Annotated in this window: 20 protein-coding genes; 10 read left to right on the forward strand and 10 right to left on the reverse strand. The window is 43.9% G+C overall.

Annotated elements, in window-relative coordinates:
• Positions 1-56 precede the first annotated feature (56 nt).
• The 3 genes from QMD66_04110 to QMD66_04120 are packed head-to-tail and all read left to right on the forward strand — an operon-like array spanning position 57 to position 1,780.
• Positions 57-533: an FHA domain-containing protein gene (locus tag QMD66_04110; GenBank protein MDI6822037.1), complete on the forward strand. Its 477-nt coding sequence runs from the start codon at positions 57-59 to the stop codon at positions 531-533.
• Positions 534-554: 21 nt separating this feature from the next.
• On the forward strand, positions 555-1,253 hold the full coding sequence (locus QMD66_04115) for a MerR family transcriptional regulator (protein ID MDI6822038.1): 699 nt from the start codon (positions 555-557) through the stop codon (positions 1,251-1,253).
• Between the two features lie 32 nt (positions 1,254-1,285).
• Positions 1,286-1,780: a Mut7-C RNAse domain-containing protein gene (locus tag QMD66_04120; GenBank protein MDI6822039.1), complete on the forward strand. Its 495-nt coding sequence runs from the start codon at positions 1,286-1,288 to the stop codon at positions 1,778-1,780.
• A 3-nt stretch (positions 1,781-1,783) separates the two neighbouring features.
• On the opposite strand, the gene ccsA is transcribed toward QMD66_04120, so the two are convergent.
• On the reverse strand, positions 1,784-2,245 hold the full coding sequence (gene ccsA, locus QMD66_04125) for a cytochrome c biogenesis protein CcsA (protein MDI6822040.1): 462 nt from the start codon (positions 2,243-2,245) through the stop codon (positions 1,784-1,786).
• 107 nt (positions 2,246-2,352) lie between these two features.
• Here ccsA and QMD66_04130 point away from each other — a divergent pair, with 107 nt between their 5' ends.
• Positions 2,353-2,778: a hypothetical protein gene (locus QMD66_04130; GenBank protein ID MDI6822041.1), complete on the forward strand. Its 426-nt coding sequence runs from the start codon at positions 2,353-2,355 to the stop codon at positions 2,776-2,778.
• A gap of 26 nt (positions 2,779-2,804) precedes the next feature.
• A complete protein-coding gene (gene hpt / locus QMD66_04135; protein MDI6822042.1) occupies positions 2,805-3,344 on the forward strand; it encodes a hypoxanthine phosphoribosyltransferase in 540 nt (179 codons plus the stop codon).
• Positions 3,345-3,627: 283 nt separating this feature from the next.
• Here the strand turns inward: hpt and QMD66_04140 are convergent, their stop codons facing one another.
• Positions 3,628-4,674: a septal ring lytic transglycosylase RlpA family protein gene (locus tag QMD66_04140; protein ID MDI6822043.1), complete on the reverse strand. Its 1,047-nt coding sequence runs from the start codon at positions 4,672-4,674 to the stop codon at positions 3,628-3,630.
• A 197-nt stretch (positions 4,675-4,871) separates the two neighbouring features.
• On the opposite strand from QMD66_04140, the gene QMD66_04145 reads away from it, so the two are divergent.
• The 4 genes from QMD66_04145 to QMD66_04160 all read left to right on the forward strand — a co-directional run bounded on the left by QMD66_04145 (position 4,872) and on the right by QMD66_04160 (position 7,250).
• A complete protein-coding gene (locus tag QMD66_04145; GenBank protein ID MDI6822044.1) occupies positions 4,872-6,047 on the forward strand; it encodes an NlpC/P60 family protein in 1,176 nt (391 codons plus the stop codon).
• Positions 6,048-6,181: 134 nt separating this feature from the next.
• Complete coding sequence (locus QMD66_04150) at positions 6,182-6,484, forward strand: hypothetical protein (protein MDI6822045.1); 303 nt, start codon at positions 6,182-6,184, stop codon at positions 6,482-6,484.
• A gap of 15 nt (positions 6,485-6,499) precedes the next feature.
• Positions 6,500-6,940 (forward strand): SH3 domain-containing protein, encoded by a 441-nt coding sequence (locus tag QMD66_04155; GenBank protein MDI6822046.1) that lies wholly within the window; start codon positions 6,500-6,502, stop codon positions 6,938-6,940.
• A 10-nt stretch (positions 6,941-6,950) separates the two neighbouring features.
• A complete protein-coding gene (locus QMD66_04160) occupies positions 6,951-7,250 on the forward strand; it encodes a hypothetical protein (protein MDI6822047.1) in 300 nt (99 codons plus the stop codon).
• A gap of 570 nt (positions 7,251-7,820) precedes the next feature.
• Here the strand turns inward: QMD66_04160 and QMD66_04165 are convergent.
• The 6 genes from QMD66_04165 to nrdD form a co-directional block, all read right to left on the reverse strand.
• The gene (locus QMD66_04165; protein ID MDI6822048.1) at positions 7,821-8,063 is read right to left on the reverse strand and encodes a hypothetical protein; all 243 of its coding nucleotides are present in this window, start codon (positions 8,061-8,063) and stop codon (positions 7,821-7,823) included.
• Between the two features lie 110 nt (positions 8,064-8,173).
• A complete protein-coding gene (gene ade, locus QMD66_04170; protein MDI6822049.1) occupies positions 8,174-9,874 on the reverse strand; it encodes an adenine deaminase in 1,701 nt (566 codons plus the stop codon).
• A 21-nt stretch (positions 9,875-9,895) separates the two neighbouring features.
• On the reverse strand, positions 9,896-10,369 hold the full coding sequence (gene dut, locus QMD66_04175) for a dUTP diphosphatase (protein MDI6822050.1): 474 nt from the start codon (positions 10,367-10,369) through the stop codon (positions 9,896-9,898).
• Complete coding sequence (locus QMD66_04180) at positions 10,366-11,082, reverse strand: anaerobic ribonucleoside-triphosphate reductase activating protein (protein MDI6822051.1); 717 nt, start codon at positions 11,080-11,082, stop codon at positions 10,366-10,368. The genes dut and QMD66_04180 overlap by 4 nt, the downstream gene beginning before the upstream one ends.
• A complete protein-coding gene (locus QMD66_04185; GenBank protein MDI6822052.1) occupies positions 11,064-11,321 on the reverse strand; it encodes a thioredoxin family protein in 258 nt (85 codons plus the stop codon). Before QMD66_04185 ends, QMD66_04180 begins: the two co-directional genes overlap by 19 nt.
• On the reverse strand, positions 11,245-14,568 hold the full coding sequence (nrdD, locus tag QMD66_04190; protein ID MDI6822053.1) for an anaerobic ribonucleoside-triphosphate reductase: 3,324 nt from the start codon (positions 14,566-14,568) through the stop codon (positions 11,245-11,247). Before nrdD ends, QMD66_04185 begins: the two co-directional genes overlap by 77 nt.
• 323 nt (positions 14,569-14,891) lie before the next feature.
• On the opposite strand from nrdD, the gene lexA reads away from it, so the two are divergent.
• Positions 14,892-15,506 (forward strand): transcriptional repressor LexA, encoded by a 615-nt coding sequence (gene lexA, locus QMD66_04195; GenBank protein MDI6822054.1) that lies wholly within the window; start codon positions 14,892-14,894, stop codon positions 15,504-15,506.
• Positions 15,507-15,554: 48 nt separating this feature from the next.
• Here lexA and hflX read toward each other — a convergent pair whose 3' ends face one another.
• A complete protein-coding gene (gene hflX / locus QMD66_04200; protein ID MDI6822055.1) occupies positions 15,555-16,814 on the reverse strand; it encodes a GTPase HflX in 1,260 nt (419 codons plus the stop codon).
• Positions 16,815-16,837: 23 nt separating this feature from the next.
• Positions 16,838-17,998: an LL-diaminopimelate aminotransferase gene (locus QMD66_04205; GenBank protein ID MDI6822056.1), complete on the reverse strand. Its 1,161-nt coding sequence runs from the start codon at positions 17,996-17,998 to the stop codon at positions 16,838-16,840.
• Positions 17,999-18,069 lie beyond the last annotated feature (71 nt).

Consider the following 18,069-nt stretch of genomic DNA (forward strand, 5'->3'; position numbering starts at 1 on the left):
TGGGCAAAAGGGAGGGAAGTTTACTCCAAAATAGAAATTATTAAGGGGTTAATCGTTTGGAGTTATATATGCTTTGCAGTAAATGTGGGCAGGAAAATGAGAATAGGGCTAAATTTTGTGTAAGATGTGGTGCAGAATTGGAGTCTCGGGAAGCCGATAGCACTATATCTTTTACGTCTATTGAGGAAGCCGAGGAAGAGGAAGCTGTAGTAGAAGAGGAACCATTGCCCGGCGAAAGAATCGTTTTGGTGGTTAAGAAAGGACCCATTGTGGGGCAAAGGTTTCCCATAGAGTCAAAGGAAATTACCTTGGGCAGAGATCCTCAAAGCGATATCTTTTTGAATGACATCACTGTCTCTCGCAAACATGCCAAAATCGCCACAACTCCCGATGGCATCATTATCACGGATGTCGGGAGCCTTAATGGAACCTATGTCAATGGAAAGAGAGTGGAAAGCACCTTTCTTAAACACGGTGACGAGCTACAGATTGGAAAGTTTAAGTTAATTTTTTTAACGGGGGGAACTTTATAATTTGAGCGGGGGAGAGAAACGATGGCAAAGAGAGAAAGGAATTATATGACCATAGGCGAAGTCGTATCCAGACTTAAAGATAAGTTTCCAGGCCTTTCTATCAGCAAAGTTCGCTATCTCGAAGAGGAGGGGTTGATTAAACCCGAGCGCACTAAGGGGGGATATCGTAAATTTTCGGAGGAGAATATCAAACGCTTAGAGACTATACTCAGGTTGCAAAAGAAAAAATTCTTGCCTCTGGATGTCATCAGGGAGAGACTAAGATTATTGGATAAGGGAGAATCCTTGCCTGAATTTGAGGAAGTCCCGCTGACCGAGTGTTATCCTTTTCCCGAAGAAACGCAAGTTTCTCTCGAAGATGTGTCCCAGCTAGCCGGTTTATCCACCGATGAGATAAAGGATCTGGAAAGTTTTGGAATTGTGAAACCAAAGCAGACAGAGGAGGGGAGAATTTTCAGCTCTCTTGATGTGAATATCATGCGGATTGCTCGAAGTCTCTCCAGATATGGTATCGAACCTCGCCACCTTCGCATGTATGAAAATTTTGCCGAGCGAGAAGCATCCTTTTTTCAGCAGATTCTTCTGCCCACCTTAAAGCAGAAAAGTCCCGAGGGTCGGGAAAGAACTATCGAAAGGCTATCCGAGCTTGTAAAATTATCTGAGGAATTCAAAAGATTGGTGCTTCAAAAAACTCTTCGCTGCTATTTCCCAGAACTTTAGCCTCACTCAAATATTATTTGTAGGGAACGCTATTGTGTCATTATCTCCATCTTCAAGGCGAAAGGCATAAATTTATTGCCGACCAAATGCTGGGCCGCCTTTCTAAATGGCTCCGCTTGATGGGTTATGATACCCTTTATTTCAAATCCATTGATGACATCGAACTCATCCGAATTGCCAGGAAACAGGGGAGAATTTTATTGACGAGGGATACGGGTCTTATAAGGAGAAGGATCGTGAAAAGTCGGGTGAGAGCGATATTCATAGAAGATGATTTATTGGACAATCAGTTGAGACAGCTCATAAGAGAATTAAACCTAGATACCGAGAGGCTTTCCCCTCCGCTTTGTGTAGAGTGTAATTCTCCTTTGGAGGAAGTGCCCAGGGAGAGGGCCAGGGGACAGGTACCCAGCTATGTATATAGAACCCAAGATCAGTTTGTAGCATGCCCCGTTTGTGGCAGGTATTACTGGAGGGGAACCCACTGGCAACATGTTAGAAAGAGAATTCGCACTCTGCTTAAGTGAAGGTTATAGATAGTGATGCCGGCTGTGAATTGTGTAGTTAATCAGAAAGTTTAGTGAGAGAGGAACGATACCAATCATACAAAGAGCCGATGACAACAGAATTCCTCGCTTATTTTCCTTTAACGTCGAGATTATTGCGACGAGGCTCGTGATCAGGTAGTAAATCCACAGGGCTAAGGAGCCCATGGCTTTCGCATCTAAGAACCAGTTGCCTCCCCAGAAGGCCCTCGCTTTAAAGGATCCCGAAATAATCGCCGCGGTTAGAAGAAGAAAGCCAAAAGTAAGGTAAATACAGGTGAGTACGGAGCGGATTTTCTCAAGGGTAAGCCCATTTTGTTGCATTCTGCCTCGATCATCCAATCTTTGAAGGGCAAGATATATACCGCCACTTAGGGCGGCGATTCCGAAGCAAACGTAACCCGATACCCCCAACATGGCGTGGGTAAGACAAATCTTCCAAACCATTTTTTTCTTCCTCCATCATCGATGAGTGATGAGTTTTTTGCTATAATTACCCCTAAATGGGTATTATTATAAATGCAGTTTATATCCGGGAGTCAAAAAGAGCAACGATGGAAGTTTCAAAGGAAGAAAAGGTCCCAAAAGGGAATGGGTGGGGTGAAGACAAGGAAAGAGAAGAGATAAAATTCGCGCATCCCAGCGAGAAACAGTGTGCCAAGATTTTGGATTTTTATGGCATAAAATGGCTTTATGAGCCCAGGACCTTTCCAATAGAATGGGACAAGAAGGGAAACGTGATACAGAGTTTTACCCCCGACTTCTACCTCCCAGATTTCGATCTTTACATCGAGTTAACCACCATGAGTCAAAAGTTGGTAACTAAAAAGAATAGAAAGGTAAGGAGACTGCGCGAGTTATACCCGAACATAAACATTAAAATCTTCTATCAGAAAGATTTTCGCAATCTTCTTTTAAAGTATGGGCTACATACAAAGCATTTCCCCGAAGGGCAGGCGAAGGACAAAGGGGAAAAGTAGGGTATCAATGGGGGTGAAAACAGAACGTGTTTGAGGATATAGAAAAAGTTTTATTTTCCGAGGAAGACATCAAAAAGAAAGTCAGGGAATTGGGCGAAAAGATATCTCAGGATTATAAAGGCAAAGATCTCCTATTGATAAGTGTACTTAGGGGAGGAGTGGTTTTTTTAGCCGATCTAATACGTCATATTTCAATCTCCGTTTCCGTTGATTTCATGGCCATATCCAGCTACGGTTCTACGACGGAATCGCTTGGTGTTGTAAAGTTGCTTAAAGATCTTGAAGAGAGCATTGATAAAAAACATGTATTAGTTGTGGAAGATATCATCGACACGGGGTTGACACTCAATTATTTACTCCGCAATTTACAATCAAGGCATCCAGCCAGTCTTAAAGTCTGTGCTTTACTGGACAAATCCGTTCGCCGGATAGTCGACATCCCCATAGATTATAAAGGCTTTGATGTACCCGATGTGTTTGTAGTTGGATATGGGCTGGATTATGAGCAGAAATATCGCAACCTTCCTTTCATTGGTATTTTAAAGCCTGAGGTTTACGGCGAGTAAAAGGTAAAGAAATCCTGGATTAAGAGAAAAATAGAAAGAGCCCCAAGTAATCCTCAGCATCTTCCTTTTCAAAGAGCTTTACTTTATGATGATATATTGGATGCCTTCCACTCTTCAAGTTGTTCTTTGTGAGAACTTCTTGGGGCTCCGAAACTTATTTAAAACCAATAAGTAAGAAAAAGTCAATATAAAATTTTGGAATTTTTAAATTCTTTGAAGTTTCCCAAGTAAAAAAGCAAATTTTTTTATTTGAAACCGGAATAAGAAGCGGAAGGGGTGTGGTTTAAAATGCAGGTTCTAGTACCCCAGCCTGCACAAAGCCTAGTCCCAATCCTAGCGCTTGAGCTGCTGCTTTAGATAAGTCGAACATTCTCCCATCAATGAAGGGTCCTCTATCGTTGACTCGAACGACTATGTGTTTATCTCCATATGTTATTCCCAAGTAAGTTCCAAAGGGCAAAAAGGGTGAGGCACAAGTGAAGTCATTTTCATTAAATATCTCTCCACTCGATGTCGAACGCCCATTAAATTCATTGCCGTACCAGCTGGCTACCCCATAGAATTTTAACCCAGTTGCTCTATAATTTTTGGGCATGGTTTCCCCGGTGATATAATGATCCATAACATATGGTTGAACATAACAGGGGACGGCCCTCACTTCTGCACAAAGGGGGAGACTATTTTTTGCCCTTTTCAACCTCTCTGATTGTTTTCTTTCTTCCTCTTGTTTCAGCAAATTCCGAAATTCTCGATCCATATTGATCAGAAGTCTTTGCTTTTTCGCCAACTTTGTCTTCAGAAGACCCAATTCAGCCTCTCTTCTTCGGCGCAATATTAATTGCTCCAATTTTTCCTTTGCTAGCTTTTCCCTCATTTGTTCAACCTTGGATTTTTTTCTTTGAATATCATCGATGAGTTTAAGGTCACACTCGATGATTCGGGACAAAATGGCAATTTTCGTCAAAAAGTCCTTAAAATCGCCAGCTCCAAGGAGAATTTCGAGAAATTGAACATTTCCATTTTTATAAATCTCTCTCAGCCGAGTGTTTAGAATGTTTCTTTTGATTCCTAAGTCCTCTTTCAGTGAATCTAATTTGGAGTATATTTTGAGCATCTTTCTTCCGGTGACTTCAAGTTCGGAGTTGATGGCTAAGTAGATTTCCTGAGCGAAATCAATCTCAGCTTGAAGTTCTCTTATCTCTTTCGATACTTCGTCAACTTGGGATTTTTTCTCGCGCAGTGATTTGCTGGCACCGGCGTGAGCCAGGGAGGGAAAGAAAACAAAGATTAAGAGCAAGCATATTATCTTGGAGGATCTTCCGAGATTCATCGCTTCCTCCTTTGCCTCATCTCTATTCTTATCGGTCAAAGGAGTTAAAATTTTATACAAACTTTTTTGAAAAGAAGGAGATTTGCTTTCGGTACAGAACTTAAGGATAGAGACCTCCTGGACGATAAAAAAGACGATTAGTGTCATGAGAAAATTACTCAGCAATTTTTGAAGTAGTGATCGCTGGAGGGATTATAGTGATTGAAAAGAGTCGTTCCTTCTTAGGAGCTCTCTTCTGCATTTTGATCTTCTCCTTGATAATCTTCATGGCAATTCCAACTTTTGCTACCCCCGCAGCTATAGAGCAAAAGAAGGCGGAAGCCGATCGCGTAAAAGCCCAGATCGAGGAAATGAACAGAGCTTTAGAGGAAGCGGTAGAACAGTATAACTCCGCTGCAGTTAAGCTTGAGGAAACCCAAAAGGCAATTGAGGAGAATAGGTTAAAGCTCGAGAAGGCTAAAGAGGAGCTGGCGCAAAACCAGAGGGTGCTCAATGAACGCATCGCTGGGATTTACAAACACGGGAAGGTAAATTTCATCTCTGTTCTACTTGCTACTAAAAGCTTCGATAATTTTTTGGTTCGTTTGGATTGGCTGGTCCGCATAGGGAAGCAAGACCTCGAAGTCTTGCGTCGGATTCAAAGGGTTAAGAGACAGATAGAGGAGATTGAATCGAAGCTGGAGGAAGAGAAAAGACGACGATTAGCATTAAGAGAGGAGCTTGAAGCAAAGAGGTGGCAGATTGAGGGGCAGATACGAGAAAGGAGAACATTCCTTTCAAGCGTTGAGGAAGAAATTGCCCGGTTGATTAGAGAAGAGGAAGAGAGACAAGCCAGGCTTAGGGCAGAAGCCCTGCGTCGAGCTCAGGAGGAGGCTCGACAGGCTGCTGAACGAAGGGCGAGAGAATCCTCGGAAGGGCGATCATCGGGAAATTCAGAAGGAGAGAAGCCAAAGGAGCCAGAAGAATCTAAAGGCAGTGATCCTCCCGCTAATCCCAGTAGGGGAAGAGAGGTTGTTTCCATTGCCATGAAATATATAGGTGCACCATATCATTGGGCGGGGGAGGGCCCTGGGGGTTGCCCAACGGGAGAACATTCAATCTGCTTTGACTGTTCTGGGTTCACCATGTACTTATACAAGCAGGTGGGAGTGACCCTTCCCCATTCATCGGCAGCGCAATACCATCGCGGCAAACCCGTAAGTTATGACAACTTGAAGCCAGGAGATCTCGTATTCTTTGGCAGGGATGGCATCTCCCATGTGGGCATTTACATTGGTAATGGAAATTTTATTCATGCTTCAACGAATGGGGATGCGGTTAAAGTCCAGACTCTAAGCTCTCGCTCCGATTACATTGGAGCTTGCCGTCTTTAATTTTTGGCTCTTTTGAATTTCCCCCCTTATACCGCTGTCCCCTGGTATTCCCCGTACTTATTTTGACTCATTTTGTAGGATTTTTTAATCCGCGAGCGAATCTTCTTATAAACGAGTCTGGGAAAGGAGCTGGCGTGGTCTTAGATCCAAGGAAATATTATAATGAAGAATGCTATGCTCTCCAGAATTGCATGCATTGTGGGGACTGCATCGCCTTTGCTCTGAGGTATCTTAGGGAGGCGGAATTAGCTCCGGATAAGAGGGAGGACGCGGCGACAAGAAAAAGAAGAACGGTCATAAAATTCATTCTCTCGACGATAGCGTCGGAAAATCTTCCTTGTGAAAAGGCACTTTCTCTCGTGGATTTAAAGACCTATGTAAACAAACTTTTGCAGGGGGAAGGAGAACTCCCCATCTGTCATTATGAATTTAGATAACGGGAGAGATAATACGTGCCTCCTAGGTTGGGGAAATACCGCACGAAACGTTTGCACGAGATGTTCTGTTGGATAACTTTGGGTTTTACCCTCCTTACCATAGTTTTCATTGCATATGTCTCTTTTCACGGACGATTCGTGGTTAAACCTGTACCAAGGGTTTCTGTAAAGAAAGGGGAGGAAAAGCGGGAGAAACAATCACAGACTGGGCCAAAGCAGGTTGTCAAGGAACCAATAAAGGTCATTGGAGAGATAATGGTAGTCATTGATGGACTTAACTTCCGCTCCTCTCCAGAGAGAGCTTCGGATAATGTTATAAGCGTTTTAAGGAAAGGAGTAAAGCTAAAGGTGGTCTCAAAAATCGAGGGGTGGTACAAGGTGGTTACCCCCGATGGCAAAAGGGGGTATGTTTCCGCCCACCCTAGATACGTGAGGATTCTTAAAATGAAACAATGAGGGAGCAAAGTTGAGAAAGATTTTTGGGAAGGCCAAGGATTTTTATCGAGCAAGGATCGTGAGGATAGAAGAGGAGACCCCTCCCGATTTTGATTGGAGGGAAGACATACTTTATCGGTCGCCGCCTGAGTACAGGGAAAAAGTTCGGATTAGATACGATGTGGAGATAGTGAGCATGGATAGTGGAGCGACTCATCTAGTGAAAAGTTGTAAAATTCGTGAAAAAGCGGAGTCTGAACTCGAAAAGATAGAGGAGGACCTCGAGGATTTAACCAAAATGCAGTTTGGGAGGAAATATAAATTGGAATAAATGAAATGTCCCAAGAAGCCTTCCTTGAGTCACCCCCTACTTACAAACCTTCCCATTTCATACTCCGCAATTGTTCCTTTACTCTAGCTAACCTCACAGCCAGCTATTTCGATTCCCAACTTTGGAGCTGCTACTGGTACGATTGCTTTCGGAGTTCACCTCTTAGGACTTCTTGGGACAAATAAAAATTATCACATCTTCAAATGAATGTCAATAAAATTTTTTACTCCATTTTCAGATGTTTATTCGAACATATGTTTGATTCCAAGTGACGGTTTCTAATGACTTTCGAAACTCGATTTAGGCGTTTTACGGTCTAAACAAAGCTTACAGGTCGGGGATGAATTTTCCTAAGTAAGGGAAGATCGATGGAGGAATCGGATATTTATTTAAAGCATTCGCATCAAATCAAAATAGAGAGCAAACAAATTTCCGGGGCTTAGAAGCGAAATGCGAGAGCTCTCTTGAACTCGAATTTTTGGGGGAAAGGAAAAATTTAGTTTGATAATATATCTTATGTCAAATTATCATTTTTCATACAAGCTTCTTCGTTGAAGGTAAAACCTAAAATTACGAGTGCTTTAGGATGTGATCTTTCAAATTGTGCACCTTTTCAGGACAGTACCTTGAGACGATTTCAATCGCTTGCTCCCTCAATTTACTGTGTTCAATTTTGCAGCTTTGGGGTATCTCACCCCGAATGGCAGCGCTGGTATTCTCGGTGATTTGGATCAGTTCGGTGGCGATTACTCCATTTAACCAGATTAAATCCTTGAGCACATTTAGCATTTGTTGAGTGTCATGGACCTCCATTGGATGAATCCTCCCTCTTTCATTGGGCGAGAAAGCCAGAAATTTTTAGGGTTTTGGAAAATATTGGTGAGGTGAATCTAGGGTTTAACTTGAACTTCTCCCTTGCGCCGCTAATCCGTGAATAAATCCACTATTCTTCCCGCTAAAACCTCTACTAATCCCTTATCAGTTAATTTTAACTCTGGGATCACCGCTAAGGAAAGGAAAGATAAGACCATAAAGGGATTCGCCACCCTTGGATTGAGTTCAAGGACAGCCCTCCTTAGTTCTTTCACCTCCCGATAGACCTCTTCAAGTGTTTTATCCGACATGAGCCCGGCGATGGGTAAAGGTACACAGGTTATTTGGCCACTTCTGGCTACGGCCAATCCTCCTTTCGCGTTTATGATTGCATTGACCGCCATTGCCATATCGTGATCATTCGTTCCAACGACGGCTATATTGTGAGCATCGTGGGCAACTGTGGAAGCCAATGCCCCCGATTTAATGCCGAATCCTTGAACTAAACCCAGGGACTTATTTCCCGTATCTTTATGGCGCTCTATGACCGCGATTTTGATTATATCATTCTCAATATCGGCCACCACATCCCCATTTTCCACCTTTGGGGGGAGGATGAGTTCCTTCGTTATTATTTGATTTGGAATTATGCCCATTACCCGGCATCTCCTCCCCCTGGCAGAAATGGTAAAGTAAGAAAAATCAATTTCTTTAAATCTTACGCTATCCTTTACTTCCATCGGAGGTTCAATCTTCTTGACATCTTTGATGATTTCGCCCCCCTGCACCACCAATTGCCCGCTTTTATAAACGGAGTTTATGGACACCGAGTTAAGATCATCCAAGATCACAATATCTGCCAGGAATCCGGGGGCTATGGCTCCTCGATCCCTCAAACCAAAATAATTTGCCGGATTGATGGTTGCGAGTTGAAATGCACGAAAGGGATTCAGCCCCTGCGCAATGGCCATTTTTAAGAGCGCGTTAATTTCACCTTCCTCGATGAGATCCTCGGGATGCCTATCATCGCTCACGAGGAGGCATCTTGGAGCAGTGAATTCATCGACGATAGGAATGAGATTTTTTAAGTTTTTGGCCGTGGAACCCTCTCGAATCATTATAAACATCCCCCGCTTCAGCTTTTCTCTGGCCTCTTCTAATTGGGTGCACTCATGGTCCGAGCGGATTCCCGCTGCAATGTAGGCGCAAAGCTCCTTTCCGCAAAGACCTGGGGCGTGTCCATCAACGAGGTTGAATTTCAGTTCAAGTTTTTCCATAACCGCTGGGTCTTCTGATATCACTCCAGGAAAATTCATCATTTCTGCTAGGCCTAGGATGGATTCTTCATCCATGAGGGGCTCGAGATCCCTTGCGGAGAGTATAGCTCCACTCGTCTCCAGATGGGTTGCCGGTACGCAAGAAGGAAGCACGAAGAAGATGGAAATGAGACCATTTTTTGCTGCCTCAATCATGTATCGGATTCCCTCAACTCCCGCTACATTGGCAATCTCGTGAGGATCCGCTATTACGGTGGTTGTCCCATTAAGAATTGCCGCCCGAGAGAATTCTTCGGGGCAAAGCATGGTGGATTCTATATGCAAATGTCCATCGATGAAACCCGGGACCAGATACTTGCCTTTGATATCAACCTCTAGTTTACCCTTGTAATCACCTATACCTGCAATTTTGCTCCGATATATGGCTACATCGCCCTGTTCGATTTTCCCATCGAGTACATTAACGATTTGGGCATTTTTGAGGACGAGATCGGCTTTTTTTTCTCCTCGAGCGACTCGAATGAGCTCCCTCATGAAGCCACCTTCCATTTATTCTTATATCCCTGAGCTTCCGAACCCTCCACTTCCCCGCCCTGTGGCATCGAGTTCACCGACCACCCGAAAGGTTATATTCTCAACCCTTTGGATAATTAGCTGGGCTATTTTATCTCCCCTTTTTATCTCGAAACTTTTTTGGACATCTTGATTGATTAAAATAACGCAAATTTCTCCGCGGTAATGAGAATCTATGAGCCCGGGGGTATTAAGTATGCTGATACCGTGCTTTAAAGCTAGTCCAGATCTTGGTTGGATGAAGCCTGCATATCCTGGGGGGATGCTTAGGGCAATTCCAGTGGGTATTAATGCTCTTTCCCCGGGCTCAAGAGTGATATCAATGCGGCTGTAGAGATCACAACCAGCGTCGCCATCATGGGCATATCGAGGAATTGGTAAGTCTTTATCCAATTGCTTTAATTTAATTTCCATCAGATCGAATCCCCTTTTGGTTAAATCCCAAAAGTTTCTCATCCCGCTCCCCTGAGCTTTGTGGGTACGAATTTATTGCATTCCTTAACCAATTTGAGTAGATATTCCCTCGAATAGGGTTTAATTTTTCCAACCTTAGGATCAAGCACAGTCCTTGGGTTGAATTGCTGTAGCACATATTGCTTGGCACCCAAATGTCCAAGATATTTTGCAACTTCTAGAATATCCTCCCTTTCAACGAATCCAGGTACAACAGTGGTTCTAAATTCATGGCCGATTCCCGATTTTGATATAAGATTTATGCTTTCCTTTATTACCTCCGTTTCAATCTTCGTCCTGGTGGCCAGGGGATACTTTGGGAGGGTTGTCTTGATATCCATGGCGATAAAATCCACGAGTTTATCCTGAATTAACTGGCGGAGAACCCGAGGCAGGGTCCCATTGGTATCCAGCTTCACTGGATACTCCAATTTTTTGATCCCGGACAATAAATTCTTGAGTCCAGAGTGGATGGTGGGCTCTCCGCCAGTGACCACACAACCGTCTAACCACGATTTTTTGGCTTTGAGGTGCTTTTCTACCTCCTTCCATTCCACATTGGGGATACTCTCCGGGCAAGTGACCAGAGGAGCATTTTGGCAAAATGGGCACCTTAAATTGCAGCCCCCCACGAATAAAGTGGAAGCGAGTTTGCCATCCCAGTCTAACATGGTTACTGGAATAAATCCTTTGATTTCTATGGCTTTTGTAGGCATTTCTGTAGTTCATCAAGGGATGGCAACTCGCCACGCCAAGAGTGAATCTCCTTTCCGTTATCGTTCGTAATAACGATGGACGGTGTGGACATTATTCCGTAGAATACTGCCTCAGCGAGCCCATTCGCTTCATCCAAGTTATAATACTCCACGTTATCCACATCAATATTGGCAATGAGGGCTTTGGCTGCGGGACATATCGGGCAATCCGGTTTCCAAAACAGCTTCACCTTCACCATTACGTCCCCCCAGATTGGTTCTTATTCTTTCCTTAAGTTCCCCCATCTTCCCCTTATTCCACGTGGGAACTTTCGAGAAATAGCCCACGATGCGGGTGATTCCATATACGTCATTGGAACTACAAAGGGGACAAATATCGAATAAGCCTCGGGAAGTCCTCCTGCAATTATCGCAAACGGTAAATTCCGGGCTGAAGGCTATCTGCGCACAGTGTGTATTTTTGAATGTTTTAATGACGAAATTTTCGATGGATTCTGGGGGTGGTTCATTTTCACCCAGCCAGATGTGGACTATACTTCCGGCTTCGATTAGGGGGTGAAATAAGCTTTGCTTTTCAACCCTCTCAGTATAATCCACTGGCGCATCCACTGCCAGGTGAATGCTGTTTGTGTAGTAGTATTCGTTATTTTGGATGTTACCCTTAATTACCTTCCTTGTCTGTTCCGGATAATACTTCATATCGAGCTTTGCCAGACGATAACCACTAGATTCGGCCGGGGATTCTTCCAGCACTAGTTTGATCTCGTACATATCAGATAACTGTTTGCATTTCAGATTCATGTGCGAGACTACCTTCAGCCCGAACTTTAGGGCCTCTTCAGATTCGTGTAGCTCTTGTCCCAGGTGAGCCTGGACCATCTCGTTTAAGCCCAATAATCCGACCAAATAAGTGAGCCTTTCCAAGCGGAGATATGGATCACCATTACGCGATACACTGAGCAGAGCCAGGGGACCACTCTTTCCAAGATCCAAGAGGCTTTTAATAAACCTTTTCTTTTGGAGGTGTGCCTTGGCGACCAGTTCGAGGATCCGATTGAGCTCCGTGAAAAGGAGTTCGTCATTACCGTGGCTTTTATAGGCTATTCGCGGAAGATTGATGGTGATGTTTTGAAGAGCCGAAAACCTCATTTTCTCGGGAGTTTTCGCCTCTTCCAGATCCTTTTCCCCGAGTCTTAACTTCAATCTGCAACATTGTGATACAGTAGTTTCATCTCCCCTATCAAAAACGAAGTAGGTGATGCCATGCTTACTCGCCATTTTGCAGGCAAGATGGAGAAATTCCTCCCAACCGGGTGTCTTAAAGAAATCCTCATTTATATGCAGTAAGGGCTTTGGGAAGATGAATGTCTTCCCTAAAGCATCGCCTTCGAGATAAACCTCAAACATCGCCTTTAGGAAAAGCTGTGCCTCTCTTTCGTATTCCTTGTACGTTTTTCCGGTGTATTCTCCACCCGGACCAATGGCAGGGGTATCTCTGAAATGTCTCGGTATATTCCAGTAGAGATTGAAATCTGTGAACACCACTTGGGAGCCTCTGGCTCCTGCAAGCTGGTTGAATTCATATATGAGCATCTGTGCCAGTTGTCGAATTTCCTTATAGGAGCGATCCATGAGATAGGGAGCGAAAAACATGTTTACAGCTTCCCAGCCCACGGCGCCAGCATAATGAGCTTGCAGGCTTGAGGCCATTTTTACCAAGTGTCCGATGAGTACTTCCGCGTGTCTCGCTGGCTTAGAAGTACTGGTAATATTGGGCAGAGCCAAACCATACTTTTTAATGTATTCCAGCGAATGACCCCCGCAATTGTGTGAGTATATTCCGTTGCAGATGAAAGTATTGCTTTCAGTGGTTATGTCATAAATATATTCATCGGGGATATCCACCGACTCTATATGAGTGACTTCCACGACACCAGATTCCCGAATCGTGGTGCAATTTTTGGGAGAAGGTACTTTTTTATATTTGAAGGATGGAAGTTGAATCTCAGCTTTCTTGCCAAAGGCTATACACCAGATGGGATAGCGTTGAATAATGGTTCTACCTTTATGTTGCCTGATACTACCCACACCCTGAGGTTTTCTTGCGGATGGGTTAAAGCCTAACATCTGAAGGATATAGGCTAGTTGGTTAACTAAAGTGGCTGAACTGACTCGAATGGAAATACTCGCTCCATCTACGCTCCCATCTCCATCTACAATCCCCGCGATTACACCCCTTATAAAATCCAGCGAATAGCTATGTAGCTCCGGAGGTAAGGCTTTGTTTCTTGCAGTAGTTCCCACACGCCAGACATTAATGAAAAGATCTCTGATCAAACAGTCATTAATAACGATACGGTTCCTGCGCTTCTTCTGCTCAAAGGGGATATTGAGCTTATTCAAATTCTCAATGAGCCTTTCCTTGCCCTCGCCATCGCAGGTAAAGGCGATGGTATGTTCGCTCTGATGTCCTTCGGCCATATAAAATCCAAGTATCCAACCCAACTCCTCAGTTAGGCGTAAAGTGACTGGTGTTTTGTTGTATCGAGAACCATCCACGGTTGCTGCAATGAATTCTTCGACCAAGTTAATGTGAGTTATGTTATAGCTTTTGAATTTATAGTTTTCTGTGTAGAGTTTGTCGCCTATTTTTAAAGCAAAACAGGGCTTGATTCCTTGGGTGGTAATCATGGGATGATCATGGGTCACAACCTGTTGCTTACCATCCGATGTGCGAATGAAAAGCATTTGTTTATCGCCCTTTGCCTTCTTGGTGAGCTGAACTATTCGTGTCCACCTTTCCTGTTTATCCAATATGAAAAGGGGACCAATTGGGCGTTTTATCCAGACGCCTTCTTCTATTTGAATCTCAAAGGGAAGATCTTCATAGAGCTGCTTTATTGATTGGATTCTCTCCAGTTCTCCCTGTCTTTTTACAGAGATTACGCTATCACCCATGTAGGTATAAGGTCTCACTATAAATCCTAGGTCGTGGAGGTGGATATCTCCCATCAGATGTGCTAGGGCCACATCTTCGTTGAAGACCTTCCTCAAGGCGAATTCCTTTAGGATGGTTTCGGCGATGGTGAGATTGATGGATTCCGGGTTATGTGTTGTGTTGCTATTTTCTTTATTGGCACTTATGATGATTTGCTCCACATCGTACATTGGCAGTCCCAGGTGGGAATGTTTTTTATGTATCATTGTCAAACCGCGCTCGATCAATTCTATGTCGATGAGCTCCCGAATTATGCTGGTCGTGATGGTTCCAAAGTTGCTTTCAAATATTTTCCTCTCTACGGCATCCGCTATTTCCTGAGCGAGTTCGCTGCTGGCGCCCGTCTCCTTAATTAAAGAGTTCACGATCTTCGATTTATCCCAGCTGTTGATCTCAGATTTTGAGGAGGTACTAACCAGAAGAGCAATGTCGGTGGTATCGCTCGGTTTCGGAAGGCTCTTTATCACATTAATGATCTTTGGAGCCAATTTGTGTTTCCCCTCCCATTCACAGGTTTTTACATTAATATATTACAATATATTGTAATCTTGCAATTTCATATACTAGATGTAGTATAATATGAACATTTTTGTAAAGCAAGAAAAATTTGAAAAATTTTCTTTTTTTCGAACATTTGTTCGTTATTTAACTATATTATATGTTCTCACCAATGTCAACAATTGAAATTGCCGTTTTGCAGGGATTTTGTCACTGAGGCGAACAAGTGTTTGAATTTATTTTTTCCCTGTGCTATACTATGGCTACACGCAGCAATGAATGGGAAATGCCCAGCGAAAGGAGGAACTTTTGAATGCAAGCGTTAACCAAGAGGCAGCAGCAAATTTTGGACTTTATCCTTAGCGAGATTCACAGGAAAGGCTATCCTCCATCTGTGCGAGAGATTGGCAAAGCGGTTGGGCTCTCATCGAGCTCTACGGTGCATAGTCACTTGGCTGCTCTTGAGGAGAAGGGTTATATCCGACGCGATCCCAGTAAACCTAGAGCATTAGAGGTGTTTGGTTTTCGGGAAACGGAGATAGGGGTACCAGCGAGTAAGGTTCGAAGCGTTCCCGTCGTGGGAAGAATTGCTGCCGGTATGCCCATTTTGGCTCAGGAAAATATCGAAGATATATTCCCTCTCCCCGCTGAGCTGGTGGACGAAAATACCTTCATTCTCAAGGTCAAGGGCGATAGCATGATTGAAGCTGGGATTTTCGATGGCGACTACCTTGTGGTGAGACAACAACCCATCGCTCAAAATGGCGATATAGTGGTAGCTTTAATTGAGGAAGAGGCTACGGTCAAGAGATTCTTCAAAGAAAGGGGTTACATCCGCCTTCAACCCGAAAATAGGACCATGGAACCGATCATCACTCAAGATGTGGTAATTTTGGGCAAAGCCGTTGCCCTCCTGCGCAGGTTATAATCGATTTGTGGCAAGAACAAAAGGGGCTGAATCGATAATTTTGAGGATTTATCCGATTTCGACGAGTTTTTTTATTTCTCTTAAGCTCCCTTGAGGTAACTCGGCAATGATTGAAGTTCCCCTCGAGGTATGTCTTTCGGATATAACATTGCCCTGTTCATATATTTTCTGGATTAGTTCTCCCCTACTAAAGGGTATATGAAGTCGAACTCTAACCACAGCTTCAGTGGCTCTCTTTTCGATCTCCTCCAATAATTTATTAATCCCTTCACCCGTTAACGCTGAGATGAAGATGCCCTGGGGAAATCTCCTCTTTAACCTTTCTCTATCTATTTGGCTGAGTTTATCCATTTTATTGAATAGATTAATTCTAGGCTTTTCAACAGCTTCAATCTCCTCAAGAACCCGCTCCACTGCTTTTATCTGCTCCTCCATTTGAGGATGACTGGCATCGATGATGTGCACGAGTAGATTTGCCTCTCGAACCTCATCTAAAGTTGAACGGAAAGCTGCTATCAATTGATGCGGCAACTTTTTGATGAAGCCCACTGTATCGGAGATCACGGCGAGTTGATTATTCGGTAGGATGAGTCGGCGGGTCGTCGAGTCCAGCGTGGCAAATAATTTATCCTCCACGAATACGCCAGCATTTGTCAAGGTATTTAGTAGAGTCGATTTTCCAGCGTTTGTATAGCCTACTATTGAGGTGCTGAAAATCGATGCCTTCTTACGCTTCTTCCGTTGCATGGCGCGGTTTTGCCTGAGGTGCTTGAGTTCCTTATTTAAATGCTGAATTCGATGCCTGATACGACGACGATCTACTTCGAGTTTGGTTTCTCCAGGTCCTCTGGTACCTATTCCACCACCGAGTCTCGAAAGCTCAATGCCCCTTCCTTTAATTCTTGGGAGGAGGTAAACAAGTTGAGCTAGCTCAACTTGTAGTTTACCTTCACTTGAATGAGCCCGTTGGGCGAAGATATCCAAAATGAGTGCAGTTCTGTCGATGACCTTCCGTTTTATTATATCCTCGAGGTTGTGTTGCTGGGATGAGGTTAAATCTTGATCGAAGACGATGAGATCCGCTTCGAGTTTGCATGCTAAATCCCGTATTTCCTCAGCCTTGCCCGGACCAATGAACGTTCGAATGTGAGGGGTTTCTCTCTCCTGAATGACTCGAACGACCACCTCTCCCCCGGCTGTAATGACCAGTTGTTCTAACTCATTTAAGGATTCTTCTAAATCCCAGGGGCTAAGGGAGGATAACTTTACTGCAACGAGTATGGCCCGTTCTTTTCTCCTGTCTACGATCTCCTCGATTTTTTATTTCCTCCTTATTTTAAGGCTTTTTCCATCCTCTCCAGCGCCTCTTCGAGGCGATCATCCTTTACCGTTAGCGAAATTCGGATATAACCTTCACCGGATGGACCATAAGCACTACCAGGCGCAACTACAACTCCGGCTTTCTCTAAAATAATTGTAGCAAACTCTGCTGAGGTTTGCCCACCTGGCACGGTGACCCAAATGTAGATGGTAGCTTTAGGTTTCGGCATCCCAATCCCGATCTTATTTAATGTATCGATGACCATATCGCGGCGTCGGGCATAGATCTGACACATTTCCCTGGTGCAACTCTGAGGTCCTTGAAGTGCTTCAATTCCGGCATATTGAATGGCGTTAAAGATACCCGAATCCACATTGGTTTTAACCTTTCCTAAAGCCTCTATCACTCGGGCATTTCCCGCAATCCACCCAATTCGCCATCCGGTCATGTTGTAGGTTTTTGATAGAGAATGAAATTCCACGCCGACATCGATTGCTCCGGGGGTTTGCAGAAAACTGGGGGCGATGTATCCATCGAAAGTTATCTCCGAGTAAGGATTATCGTGGCATACCACTGTACCATGAGTTTTGGCGAAATCCACCACTTTTTCGAAGAACCCCTCTTTAACAATGGCGGATGTGGGATTATTTGGATAATTCAAGAACATGATCCGCGCTCTATTTGCAACATTTTTATCTATGGCGGAAAGATCCGGAATGAAATCATTTTCGGCCAGAAGGGGCATGAAATGGGGCACTCCCCCGGCAAGAATGGTGCCTGTATTATAAACGGGGTAACCAGGATCTGGAATCAAGGAAATATCTCCGGGATCAACCAAGGCCAAGAAGATATGGGCGATTCCCTCCTTTGAGCCGATCAAGGGAAGAATTTCCGTCTCCGGATCGAGATGCACTTTAAATCTCTTTTCGTACCATTCGGCTATGGCCCTTCTAAACTCGAGCATACCGTAGTAGGAGGGATAGCGATGATTCGCGGGATTATGTGCCTCTTTACAGAGTTTATTGATTATATGAGTGGGAGTGGGTTCTATGGGATCTCCAATTCCCAGATTAATAACATCTATTCCTCGAGCTTTTTTCTCTTCAATTTTCTTATCGATCTGTGCAAATAGGTACGGAGGCAAATTTCCAATTCGTTTGGCCAATCTCAAGATGATAACCCCCTTCTTTACAGTACTTATTCCATGGATCCTGCTTCCTTGATCCGTCCTCTAAACTCTAA

The sequence above is a fragment of the Actinomycetota bacterium genome, from assembly GCA_030018275.1.
In the GTDB taxonomy this organism is placed as follows: Bacteria; Actinomycetota; Aquicultoria; order Subteraquimicrobiales; family Subteraquimicrobiaceae; genus Subteraquimicrobium.